Below are 12,641 nucleotides of genomic sequence, written 5' to 3'. Positions count from 1 at the left end.
AACATGTTAAATAAAGTGTCAAAGAATAGGTTATTAATTGTTGGGATGTTTATCATATCCACATCGTTATTGGCACAAACTGAACCTGATGACATTGCTTTGGTTAGTGATGAGTTTCAAGAATCATATTATGAATCATTGAAACAAAAAGGGATGGAAAATTTTGATAAAGCAATTGTTTCTCTGGAAAAGTGTTTAAAAATCCAACCCGAAAATGCAGTAATTTATCATGAAATTGGGAAGAATTACTTTTTTCAAAAAGATTTTACAAGTGCAGAAACAGCTTTAATAAAAGCAACACAAATTGATCCAAATCAAAAATGGTATTGGATAGATTTGTATGAAGTTTATTATGAAACAAAAAATTTCAATCAAGCAATTCTAACACTACAAAAAGTAATTCCCTTTGATAAAAATTATAAAGAAGATTTAGTTTCTTTATACATGTACACGGCCCAGTTTGATAAGGCTTTGGTTCTTATCAATGAGCTAGACGATACTGTTGGTAAAACTGAAATGAGAGATCGTTATCGATTAGAAATTAATTCGCAATCGAAAACAAATGCAACTGATAAAAACGATCTTGAAAAAGCCATTCAGAAAAATCCGCAAATTGAAGAAAATTACATTTCTTTAATTTACAAATATTCAGATAACGGACAAGAAGAAAAGGCTCGTGAAGTTGCTCAAAAACTTGAAAAAAACATCCCAAATTCTGAATGGGCTCAAGTTTTTTTATACAAATATTTCATTAATGAAAACAAAGGTCAGGAAGCTGTAACTGCTTTTGAAAAAGTAATTAACGGAAAACAAATAGACAAAAAAATCAAGTTCAAAATGTATAACGAACTTTTAATTTTTGTGCTTAAAAACCCTTCTTTTGAACCTCAATTGGACAAAGCAACTAGATATTTCGAGAATGATTCTGAGTTCAATGTGTATAAAGAAATAGGAAAATTCTATTATAAAAAAGGCAAGTGGGACTTGGCAGTAAAAAATTTAGAAAAAGCTTTTCAAAAAGACAATTCAGATATAGAAACTAATATTTTCTTATTGGCTTGTTATGAAGAGAAAGCTAATTACGATTCGATGTTAAAATCTGCTAGCGATTTAATCGATTTGTTTCCTAGTCAACCAGAGTACTACTATTTTGCAGGGAAAGCAGCAGGGAAAGTTAAAAATTTTAAAAAGTCTAATGAGTTTTTAGAGTCTGGCCTAGATTATGTAGTAGATAATATTGATTTAGAGATTGATTTTTGTTCAGAATTAGCTGAGGTGTCTAAACAATTAGGGAACCTAAAAAAAAGTGACGAATACATAGCAAGAGTTAACACTCTTAAAAAGAAGAAAAAATAATAATGCAAAAAATACTTTCAATATTCCTTATCGCTATAATGGTTTCTTGTAAGCCAAAACAAAACGCGGTTGTAAATAAAGTTGCCGTTGAAAATGTTGAAGCATTGACTGTAGCAAATATTGCTACAAATCATTATGCAGTAAATAGAAATTTTAAAACAGCATTTATAAAAGCCAATGTCGATTATTCTGATCCAAGTCAATCTTTAGGCTTATCAGCTGATATTAGAATTAAAAAAGATGAAATTATTCTGGTAAGTGTAAAGATGTTGGGAATTACAATGGCAAAAGCGATGATTACTCCTTTAGAAGTAAAATACTACGAAAAAATGGGAGGTAAATATTTCGAAGGAGACTATAAAACATTAAGCAATTGGTTGGGCACAGATTTAGATTTTCAAAAAGTACAAAACATGCTTTTAGGACAATCATTAGATGATTTAACTAAAGGTAAATATGCGTCTTTAGTAGAAGACGGAATGCCAAAATTAGAAGATACATCTAAGCAAAATTTTGTGAAAACATTTGTTTTTGACCCTGCAACTTTTTGGCTAAAAAGACAAGAAATAAAACAAAATGAGCCAGCCAGAAAGCTTTTGGTTAATTATTCTGACTACAAATCGTTTCCAGAAATGGTTTTACCGCAAGAACTTGCTATTTTTGCAATTCAAGAAAACAAAACTACAACTATAAACATAAATTATAGAAACGCAACTTTTAATGAGGAATTAACCTTTCCTTACAGTGTTCCAGGTGGTTACGAGAAAATTAATATAGAATAGTCAACAATCAAAGAATGTTTAAATATATCTTATCCTTTTTAGTTTTATTTTCAACTTTGACTGTATTTAGTCAAGAAGAAGACAGACAACGAAAATTAGAACAACAAAAAGCAAAATTACTTGATGAAATTCGCGAGCAAGAGCAACTTTTGAAAACTCAAAAGAAAAAAGAGAAATCAGTAGTTAGTGTTGTAGTTCAGCAAACGGCAAAAATAAACCTACAGCAAAAACTAATTAACGTTACTGAAAAGCAAAAAAAGGTTTTAGGAAACAGTATGTATATTAACCAGATTAAGGTAAATGGCCTTAAAAAGGATTTAGCAGTACTTAAAGAAGACTATGCAGAAATGATTGTAAAATCATACAAGAGTAGATCAGAACAAAGTAAGGCTATGTTTTTATTATCCTCAGAGAATTTTCTTCAAGCTTATAAAAGGGCTCAATATATGAAGCAGTATTCTAATTATAGAAGAATGCAAGGGGAAGAAATAAAAACTAAAACCGAAGAGTTAGAACAGTATAACAATAAACTTTCTGTACAAAGAAAAGAAAAAGAAAAACTGATTGCTGAAAGCGAAAAAGAAAAGCAGGAACTTGAAAAGGAAAAGCAAGAACAACAACGTTTGTTAAATTCTATCAAAAAAGACAAAACAAAAATTATTGCTGAGATCAAGAAAAAACAGAGAGAATCAAGAGCTATCGAAAAACAAATCGAAAGATTAATTCGCGATGCAATTGCTGCGGCTAATAAAAAAGCAGGTAATACAACTAATACAACTACATTCGTATTAACACCTGAGGCAAAAGAATTGGCAAACGACTTTAGATCAAATAAAGGTAGATTACCATGGCCAGTTGAAAAAGGATTGTTGACTAAAAAATTTGGTAGACAACCACATCCTCTAGAACCTTCAATCATGATTGAAAGTAGTGGAGTTGAAATTTCTTCGGAAAAAGGAGCAAAAGCAAGAGCCGTTTTTAATGGGGAAGTAAGTGAAGTACAAATGGCAGCTAATGGTACTGCAACTATTGTAGTTAGACATGGAGATTTTATTACTACATATTCAAATTTAGGAAAAGTATATGTAGGAAAAGGTGATAAAGTTTCAACGAAACAATCTATTGGAGAACTTCATTTCAATACTTTTACTGAAAAAGCAATTCTTAAGTTTTTGATTTATCAAAATACTACAAAGCTAAATCCACAAACTTGGATTATCAATATGTAATAAAAAAGGGAACCAAATTTGGTTCCCTTTTTTATTATGATGTAAATAATGCTTTTAATTCTGTTGCCTCATCGGGTTTCATTTTGCCGGCTAAAACTAAGCTTAGTTGTTTTCTACGTAAAGCAGCATCGTATCTTAGTTTTTCTTCATCTGTTTGAGGGATTATCTCAGGGACTTCAACAGGACGGCCAGTATCATCTACAGCTACAAATGTATAAATAGCTTCATTTGCTTTGGTACGAATTCCTGATTCTCTATCTTCAGTCCACACATCAATATAGATTTCCATAGAAGACTTAAAACTTCTTGAAACTTTAGCTTCGACAGTAACTACACTTCCTAAAGGAATTGCTCTGTTAAAAGCAACGTGATTTACAGAGGCAGTTACAGTAATGCGACGAGAGTGTCGACGAGCAGCGATACTAGCAGCTCTATCCATTCTTGCTAATAATTCACCACCAAATAAATTGTTCAAAGGATTTGTTTCACCAGGTAAAACGACGTCTGTAAGTACAGCTAATGATTCTGAGGAAAATTTTGCTTGCATTGTTTTTTTTACAAAGGTAAAGGTTATTATTTATTAAAAAAGCCTTTCAAATTTGAAAGGCTTTCTATGATTATAATTCTTCAATCAGTAACCAAGCGTTCTTGTCTTTAGTTGTCTGAATTTGAGTTGCGTCATATTGAGCCTCAGTGTAAGTAGCATAACTACCATAAACTACTGGGTACAAATCTTGATCATTTTTAGGTAATATCCTTGATTTATATCCTTGATTTTCTAGTTCTTGCTTTGCTTTTTCAGCATTACTTTCACTTCTAAAAGATCCAAAGACAATATGGAAAGGATAGGTTTTTCTTTCCTCAATTGAGGAATATGTAGAAGAAGCAATAGGATTATCTATTACGAATGTTGCTTCTTGTATTCTTGTGTTAAGTTCTTTTTGAACTTCACCTCTTACAATGTTTGTTTCAATCTCTGCTTGTTGTGAAACATAAGCAGTATATCCAAATCCAGCTCCACCAAGAGACATGATAAACATTGCTGCATATTTTAGATATGGTTTAGATTTTCTGTTTTGAGAAACTAATTCAATTGTAGGTTTTTCGGCAACAATAATTTCTTCGACTACTTTTTTAAGCTCTTCACGTTTAACCAATGGAGATACAAAAGAACTTAATCCAAAAGAGTCAGTTAAATAGTTAACATGAGATGAAGCTTCAAAAACAATGTTTCCTTCATAGTTTTTTCTGAACAATCCAATGTTTTTTAGAATGCTAATTTCTCCAGCTTCTAAAGTTGAATTTAAATTTTTCACTGCGTTTTCAATAACTAAAACAGCATCTGTGTAACTTATTTTCTCAACAATAGAAATATGATTCGCTAATAATCCATCATTATTCTTAATGTATGAATTAAAAGAAATCACTTTTTTCGGAGGAAAAAAAGTGTGATTGTTTTCCTGAAGCGTCGCAGAAACAGTTTCAGTCAAAAAAGCACCAAATCCTGGCAAGGTTACACATGGGTAACGGTATAGTAATTGCGAAATATGATGTGAAATATTCATAACAACAAAAGTAAAGAATACAAGCTAAAATAAAAATTTTATCAACAAATATTATTAACAAAATAAAAATTGATTTATTTGCCTGAAAATTATACGCCATGTCAGAAGTTGAGATTTTATATTTACTAGCCTTACAAAGTATTGAAGGAGTTGGAGATATTACTGCAAAAAAACTCCTTAACCATTGTGGTACTGCCGAGGAAGTATTTAAAAGTACTCCGTCACAATTAGCATTGATAGATGGAATAGGGAAGAAAACAATCCAAAACATTCATAATAAATCTGCTTTTAAAGAAGCAGAAAATGAACTTCAGTTTATAAAAAAAGAAGACATTAAAGTCCTTTTTTACAAGGATGATGATTATCCAGAAAAACTCAAACATTGTATTGATGGGCCATTATTGCTCTTTACTTCTGGAAAGATAAACCTTCAACAAAAAAAGATACTAAGTATTGTTGGTACAAGACAAGTTACTTCTTACGGAATCGATTTTTGTAAAAAATTTATTGAAGATTTAGCACCACTAGACCCAATTATTGTAAGTGGTTTTGCTTATGGAGTAGATATTGTAGCGCACCAAGCAGCTATGGATAATGGCCTGCAAACTATAGGAGTATTGGCTCATGGTTTAAACCAAATTTATCCTAAGACTCATAAAAAATACATGAGTAAAATGGAAAGTAATGGTGGTTTTATGACCGATTTTTGGAGCACTTCTAACCCTGATAAAGAGAATTTCATAAAACGAAATAGAATTGTGGCAGGAATTTCTGAAGCAACTATTGTTATTGAAAGTGCCGACAAAGGAGGTTCATTAGTTACTGCTACCATGGCAAACGATTACAATAGAGAGGTTTTTGCAGTTCCAGGAAGAGCCACAGATAGATATAGCCAAGGTTGTAACACTTTAATAAAAACCCAAAAAGCAAATTTACTCACAAACGCTGCCGATTTAATTTACAATCTAAACTGGGACATTGCTAAAAAAGAAAAGCCAATACAAAAACAACTTTTTGTTACACTAGAACCAGAGGAGCAAAATCTTTTTGATTTTTTAAAAACAAACGGAAAAGAACATATAGATATCATTGCGATGGAAAGTAATATCCCCGTTTTTAAATTGTCATCATTGTTGTTAAACATGGAACTTAAAGGAGTCGTTAGACCTTTGCCAGGTAAAGTTTTTGAAATTATTTAAAAAAAAATATCTTTGCACTGAATTCTTCCATTTAGAGTTCATGACATTTTATTAATTTCTCACTTAACGTTTATAGCATGCAACTGTATAACACCTTAAGCGCAGAAGAAAGAAAAGAGCTTATAGATCAAGCTGGTAAACAACGCCTTACGTTGTCTTTCTATGCGTACGCAAACATCGAAGATCCACAACAATTCCGTAACGACTTATTTTTAGCTTGGAATAAACTTGACGCTCTTGGCCGTACTTATGTGGCTAAAGAAGGTATTAATGCACAAATGAGTGTTCCTGCCGAAAATTTTGAAGCTTTCCGTGAAACATTAGAAGCCTATGATTTCATGAAAGGAATTCGTTTAAATGTCGCTGTGGAACATGATGATCATTCGTTTTTAAAACTTACTGTAAAAGTGCGTCATAAAATCGTTGCCGATGGATTAAATGACGAAACTTTTGATGTTACAAATAAAGGAGTTCACTTAAATGCAAAAGCATTTAATGATATTTTAGATGATCCAAATACAATTGTAGTTGATTTCAGAAATCACTACGAAAGTGAAGTTGGTCATTTTGCTGGAGCTATTACTCCAGATGTTGAAACTTTCCGTGAATCGTTGCCAATTATAAACGACCAATTGAAGGATTTTAAAGAAGACAAAAATCTTGTAATGTACTGCACAGGTGGAATCCGATGCGAAAAAGCTTCGGCATATTTTAAACACCAAGGTTTCAAAAATGTATATCAGCTTGAAGGCGGGATCATAAACTATGCTAAACAAATCAAAGAAGAAGGTTTGCCAAGCAAGTTTATTGGTAAAAACTTTGTGTTTGATCATCGCTTGGGCGAAAGAATTACTGATGATATTATTGCACAATGTCACCAGTGCGGAAAACCTTGTGATAATCACACAAACTGTGCAAATGATGGCTGTCATTTGTTGTTTATCCAATGTGATGAATGTGCAGAGAAAATGGAAAATTGCTGTTCATCAGATTGTTTAGAAACAACACATTTGCCTTTAGAAGAGCAAGTTAAAAAAAGAAGAGGAATTCAGGTTGGCAACAAAATTTTCAGAAAAGGAAAATCTGAATCACTTAAATTTAAAAGTTCAGGAGAACTAAAAGGAATTTCATTAGCAAAAGCCACAGAAGAAGCACCTAAAAACATTCGTCAGCGAATTAAAATTAAAAAAACCATTGTAGGTAAAGCAGAACATTATTTTACAAAATCTAGTGTAGCTCAGTTTTTAATTACAAATGCAGATGTTCAAATAGGAGATAAGATTTTAATTTCTGGGCCAACTACTGGAAATCAAGAAATCATATTAACAGAAATGAGAGTTAATGGAGCTTCTGGAACAAAAGCAACTAACGGGGATAAGATTACTTTTTCGGTTCCTTTCCGTATTCGTTTGTCAGACAAGCTGTTTAAAATTGTAGAATAAATCTCAAAAAATAATTTTGGCACACTGAGATTGTCGAAGTGTAAATCCCAAATACTAAAATTAAAAATTGGTATTTGGGATTTCTTTTTTTGGAATTTAAAATATGTATCTTTACCCTCAAAACAATTTTGGCAATAGTAGTTTCGTTCTAAGAACGGGACGACCAATATATATTCAAATTTATGGCATGTAATAGTTGTTCAACCTCTACTGGCGGAGCGCCAAAGGGGTGTAAAAATAATGGGACTTGCGGCACCGATAGCTGCAACAAATTAACTGTTTTTGATTGGCTTTCAAACATGAGTCTTCCTGGAGGTCAGGAACCATTCGATTGTGTAGAAGTGCGATTTAAAAATGGTAGAAAGGAATTTTACCGAAATGCTGAAAAACTGCCACTTGTAATAGGTGATGTGGTTGCTACAGAGGCATCTCCTGGACATGACGTAGGAATTGTTACTTTGACTGGAGAATTGGTTAAGGTTCAAATGAAGAAAAAGGGAGTTAATCCTGATGGAGAAGTACTTAAAATTTACAGAAAAGCATCTCAAAAAGACATTGAAATTTGGAGTAATGCAAGAGACAAGGAAGAGCCAATGAAGGTTCGTGCCCGTGAGCTTGCGATTGCTTTAAAATTAGAAATGAAAATTTCAGATATCGAATTTCAAGGTGATGCTTCAAAAGCGACGTTCTATTACACAGCAAACGATAGAGTCGATTTCCGTCAGTTAATTAAAGATTATGCTTCGGCATTTGGAATACGAATTGAGATGAAACAAGTTGGTTTTCGTCAAGAGGCTTCTCGACTTGGAGGAATTGGTTCTTGCGGACGTGAATTGTGTTGTTCTACTTGGTTAACAGATTTTAGAAGTGTAAATACATCAGCAGCGAGATACCAGCAATTATCATTAAACCCTCAGAAATTAGCAGGACAATGTGGTAAGCTAAAATGTTGTTTGAACTATGAGTTAGATTCATACATGGACGCTCTTAAAGATTTTCCTGATATGGATACAAAATTGTATACCGAAAAAGGAGATGCAGTTTGCCAAAAATTAGATATTTTTAAAGGGTTAATGTGGTTTGCTTATACTGATAACTTTGCACATTGGCATGTATTGAAAACAACCGAAGTGAAAGAAATCATTTCAAAAAACAAACAAAAAATTAAAGTTGCGTCATTAGAAGAATTTGCTGTTGAAGAAGAAAAACCAGCCGTTGAAAAAACATTCCAAAACGCAATGGGTCAAGATAGTTTAACACGTTTTGATCAACCTAAAAAGAAAAAATCGAACAATAAAAAAAGAAAGCGTCCAGCTGAAGCAAATTCTGGTAATACTACTAATCCAAGACCAAGTAATAATGCCAATCCAAAACCTGCTAACAATGGACCAAAACCGAAATTCAAAAAAGAAAATAAAGATGCTAAAAAATAGTTTCTGGTTATTTATAATTGCTTTTGTTTTTGTATCGTGTGATAAAACTCAAGTTTTTGACGATTATAAGACTATTGATGATGGTTGGCACCGAGACAGTATTGTTACATTTAAGTTTGATCAGGATGTTTCAAAAAAACCAGTAAATATGTTCATTAACGTCAGAAATAATGACGATTATGAGTTTAGCAATTTATTTTTAATTGTGAAAATGGAAGAGCCAAAAGGTAAAATAAAAGTGGATACTTTAGAGTATCAAATGGCAAATCCTGACGGTACATTAATGGGAGAAGGTTTTTCAGATATTAAAGAAAGTAAACTTTGGTACAAAGAAAACGCAACATTCCTAGGAAAAGGAACATATAAAGTTTCAATTCAACAAGCAGTAAGACAAACAGGAAAGGTGAAAGGCGTTGAGAGACTTAACGGAATTACAGAAATAGGTTTCAGAATAGAATCATTAGAAAATAAGTAAAATGGCACAAAAAATGAATACTCGAAAACCAGATTATTCACCATATGTGAAAAAATTTTGGAAGTATTTCCTCATGACTTTTGGAGGGGTATTATTGTTCTTTCTATTTGCCTCTTGGGGGCTTTTTGGATCAATGCCATCCTTTTCAGAACTCGAAAATCCAGAATCAAATCTAGCAACTGAAATTATTTCTTCGGATGGAGTTGTCATTGGAAAATTTTTTAATGAAAATAGAACTCCAGTAAAATATGAAGACCTGCCGCCACATTTGGTAAAAGCCCTAGTAGCGACAGAGGATGAGCGTTTTTACGAGCATTCAGGTATTGACGGAAGACGTACTTTGAGTGCATCATTAAGTTTAGGTAGTCGTGGTGGAGCAAGTACAATTACACAACAGTTAGCAAAGCTACTTTTTCATGGTGAAGGTTCTCGTTTTTTACCATTTCGTATTATTCAAAAAGCAAAAGAATGGATTATTGCAATTCGTTTAGAAAGACAATATACTAAGAACGAAATCATTGCGATGTATTTTAACAAAGTTGATTTTATCAATACTGCCGTAGGAATTAGATCTGCTGCAAAAGTGTATTTTGCTAAAGAACCTAAAAACCTAACAGTTGATGAATCTGCGATGTTAGTAGGTATGTTAAAAAACCCTTCTTTGTTTAATCCGTTAAAGCGTGAAGAAAAAGTAAGAGATCGCCGCAACGTGGTTTTAAAACAAATGGAGAAAAATCATTTTTTAACCACAGCACAAAAAGAAAGTTTTCAAGCAAAACCAATAAAGTTAACTTTTACACCAGAAAAATACAACGAAGGAACAGCTACTTATTTCCGTGAATACCTTCGTGATTACATGAAAAGTTGGGTAAAAGAAAATAAAAAAGAAGATGGATCAGATTATAATATTTATTCTGATGGTCTTAAAATTTATACTACTATCGATTCAAGAATGCAATTGTATGCAGAAGAATCGGTAAAAGAGCATTTGGCTAATTTACAACAAGAATTTTGGAGTGAAATGAAGAAAAACAAAACAGCTCCATTTGTTAACATCAAACAGCCAGATATTGACAGAATTATGGAACGTTCTATGCGTAATACAGAACGTTGGAGAATATTATCTGAAAGCGGAAAAGATGAAGAAGAAATTAAAAAATCATTCTACATCAAAACAAAAATGACCGTTTTTAGTTGGAAAGGAGATAAAGACACATTAATGACTCCTTACGATTCAATTCGCTATTACAAACATTTTTTACAACCAGGAATGATGGCTATGGAACCTCAAACTGGTGATGTTAAAGTTTGGGTAGGAGGTATTGATTATAGATATTTTCAATATGACCACGTAGGATTGGGAGCACGTCAGGTAGGTTCTACATTCAAACCTTTTGTTTATGCGACTGCTATAGAACAACTAGGAATGTCTCCGTGTGATACTATTATTGATGGACCATTTATGATTAGAAAAGGACGTCACAACGTTACCGAAGATTGGGAACCTCGTAATTCAGACCATAAATACCGCGGAATGGTAACGCTTAAAAAAGCATTGGCATTATCAATAAATACTGTTTCAGCTAAATTGATTGACAAAACTGGTCCAGATGCGGTAATCGATTTAGTAAAAAAACTCGGAGTAAACTCTGATATTCCTTCTCAGCCATCAATTGCGCTTGGAGCTGTAGATATGACTGTGAAAGATTTAGTTGCAGCCTTCAGTTCATTTGCGAATCAAGGGATTTATTTAAAACCTCAGGTTATCACAAAAATTGAAGATAAAAACGGAAACGTAATTTATGAACCTAAAATGGAGTCTAGAGATGTATTGAGTAAAGACATCGCTTATGCTGTTATAAAATTGATGGAAGGTGTTACCGAGTCAGGTTCTGGTGGTCGTCTTCGTTCTCAAGGAGGAGGCTGGAAATACAACCGTGTAACTGGATATCCTTATGTTTTCACCAATCCAATTGCTGGAAAAACAGGAACAACCCAAAATCAATCTGATGGATGGTTTGTAGGAATGGTTCCTAATCTAGCAGCAGGAGTTTGGGTAGGTAATGAAGATAGATCAGCACATTTTAGAACATTAGCTTCCGGGCAAGGAGCAACAATGGCTTTACCTATTTGGGCTTTGTTTATGAAAAAGTGTTACAATGATACTTCGTTAAACGTGTCAAAGGAATCATTTGAAAAGCCAAAAGATTTAACTATTAAAGTAGATTGTTATACTCCGCCCTCAAGAAGAGCTAATGATTCAATATCGAAAGATTCAACAGCTGTAAAACAAGAGGATATAAATAATACTGATGAATTTGGTCTTTAACAATATTAATTTTACCCTGAGCTAGTCGAATGGGAAGAATTTCCAGATGTTTGCTGTATCTTTTTTGGTTCATAAATAATTACTTAAAAAATGGGTACAACATCATATGGGCTAATAAACATACAACATGATTAACAGAAAAGTAAACAACGTTCAAGAAGCTTTACAAGACATTCAAAGCGGACAAACAATTATGCTTGGAGGTTTCGGTTTATGCGGAATCCCAGAAAACAGCATAGCAGAATTAGTAAAAAAAGAAGTAACTGATTTAACCTGTATTTCTAATAATGCTGGAGTAGATGATTTTGGATTAGGATTATTGCTTCAAAAAAAGCAAATCAAAAAAATGATTTCTTCTTACGTGGGAGAAAATGCTGAGTTTGAACGCCAAATGCTATCGGGTGAGTTAGAAGTCGAATTAACTCCACAAGGAACTTTAGCCGAAAAATGTCGTGCTGCTCAAGCAGGAATTCCTGCTTTCTTCACGCCAGCTGGATTTGGAACAGAAGTGGCAGAAGGTAAGGAAACAAGAGAATTTAATGGTAAAATGCACGTAATGGAATTGGCTTACAAAGCTGATTTTTCTATTGTTAAAGCATGGAAAGGAGATGAAGCAGGAAATTTAATTTTTAAAGGAACAGCTAGAAACTTCAATGCGTGTATGGCAGGAGCTGCAAAAATTACAATTGCTGAAGTAGAAGAGCTTGTACCCGCAGGAACGTTGGATCCAAATCAAATTCACATTCCAGGAATTATGATCAACCGAATTTTTCAAGGAGAAAAATTTGAAAAAAGAATTGAACAACGTACCGTTAGAAAAAACAGTTAATC

At 32.9% G+C, this 12,641-nt stretch carries 11 protein-coding genes; 9 read left to right on the top strand and 2 right to left on the bottom strand.

Going from position 1 to position 12,641, the window contains the following annotated elements; genetic code table 11:
• Positions 1-3 precede the first annotated feature (3 nt).
• The 3 genes from BUC09_RS01460 to BUC09_RS01450 are packed head-to-tail and all read left to right on the top strand — an operon-like array spanning position 4 to position 3,367.
• The gene (locus BUC09_RS01460) at positions 4-1,356 is read left to right on the top strand and encodes a tetratricopeptide repeat protein (RefSeq protein WP_073307989.1); all 1,353 of its coding nucleotides are present in this window, start codon (positions 4-6) and stop codon (positions 1,354-1,356) included.
• 2 nt (positions 1,357-1,358) lie between these two features.
• Positions 1,359-2,138, top strand: coding sequence for a lipoprotein insertase outer membrane protein LolB1 (locus BUC09_RS01455; protein ID WP_073307986.1), 780 nt, complete (start codon positions 1,359-1,361; stop codon positions 2,136-2,138).
• Between the two features lie 14 nt (positions 2,139-2,152).
• Positions 2,153-3,367: a murein hydrolase activator EnvC family protein gene (locus BUC09_RS01450; protein ID WP_073307984.1), complete on the top strand. Its 1,215-nt coding sequence runs from the start codon at positions 2,153-2,155 to the stop codon at positions 3,365-3,367.
• A gap of 34 nt (positions 3,368-3,401) precedes the next feature.
• Here the strand turns inward: BUC09_RS01450 and BUC09_RS01445 are convergent, their stop codons facing one another.
• Together BUC09_RS01445 and BUC09_RS01440 are read right to left on the bottom strand one after the other, a co-directional pair.
• Positions 3,402-3,914: an acyl-CoA thioesterase gene (locus tag BUC09_RS01445; protein WP_073307982.1), complete on the bottom strand. Its 513-nt coding sequence runs from the start codon at positions 3,912-3,914 to the stop codon at positions 3,402-3,404.
• 70 nt (positions 3,915-3,984) lie between these two features.
• Positions 3,985-4,932 (bottom strand): HU domain-containing protein, encoded by a 948-nt coding sequence (locus BUC09_RS01440; RefSeq protein ID WP_073307980.1) that lies wholly within the window; start codon positions 4,930-4,932, stop codon positions 3,985-3,987.
• Positions 4,933-5,030: 98 nt separating this feature from the next.
• Here BUC09_RS01440 and dprA point away from each other — a divergent pair, with 98 nt between their 5' ends.
• The 6 genes from dprA (at position 5,031) to BUC09_RS01410 (ending at position 12,639) form a co-directional block, all read left to right on the top strand.
• Positions 5,031-6,131 carry a DNA-processing protein DprA gene (dprA, locus tag BUC09_RS01435; RefSeq protein ID WP_073307978.1) on the top strand — a complete coding sequence of 367 codons (1,101 nt, stop codon included), beginning with the start codon at positions 5,031-5,033 and terminating at the stop codon, positions 6,129-6,131.
• 77 nt (positions 6,132-6,208) lie between these two features.
• Complete coding sequence (gene trhO, locus BUC09_RS01430) at positions 6,209-7,573, top strand: oxygen-dependent tRNA uridine(34) hydroxylase TrhO (RefSeq protein ID WP_073307976.1); 1,365 nt, start codon at positions 6,209-6,211, stop codon at positions 7,571-7,573.
• A 182-nt stretch (positions 7,574-7,755) separates the two neighbouring features.
• Positions 7,756-9,006 (top strand): PSP1 domain-containing protein, encoded by a 1,251-nt coding sequence (locus BUC09_RS01425; RefSeq protein WP_073307974.1) that lies wholly within the window; start codon positions 7,756-7,758, stop codon positions 9,004-9,006.
• A complete protein-coding gene (locus BUC09_RS01420) occupies positions 8,993-9,481 on the top strand; it encodes a gliding motility lipoprotein GldH (RefSeq protein ID WP_073307972.1) in 489 nt (162 codons plus the stop codon). The genes BUC09_RS01425 and BUC09_RS01420 overlap by 14 nt, the downstream gene beginning before the upstream one ends.
• Position 9,482: 1 nt before the next feature.
• A complete protein-coding gene (locus BUC09_RS01415) occupies positions 9,483-11,810 on the top strand; it encodes a penicillin-binding protein 1A (protein ID WP_073307970.1) in 2,328 nt (775 codons plus the stop codon).
• 127 nt (positions 11,811-11,937) lie between these two features.
• A complete protein-coding gene (locus BUC09_RS01410) occupies positions 11,938-12,639 on the top strand; it encodes a CoA transferase subunit A (protein WP_073307968.1) in 702 nt (233 codons plus the stop codon).
• The last annotated feature ends 2 nt before the right edge of the window (positions 12,640-12,641 follow it).

This window comes from Flavobacterium terrae (genome assembly GCF_900142035.1).
GTDB classification, from domain to species: Bacteria; Bacteroidota; Bacteroidia; order Flavobacteriales; family Flavobacteriaceae; genus Flavobacterium; species Flavobacterium terrae.
The sequence above is the reverse complement of the archived record's forward strand: the minus strand, read 5'-3'. Positions and strand labels throughout refer to the sequence as shown.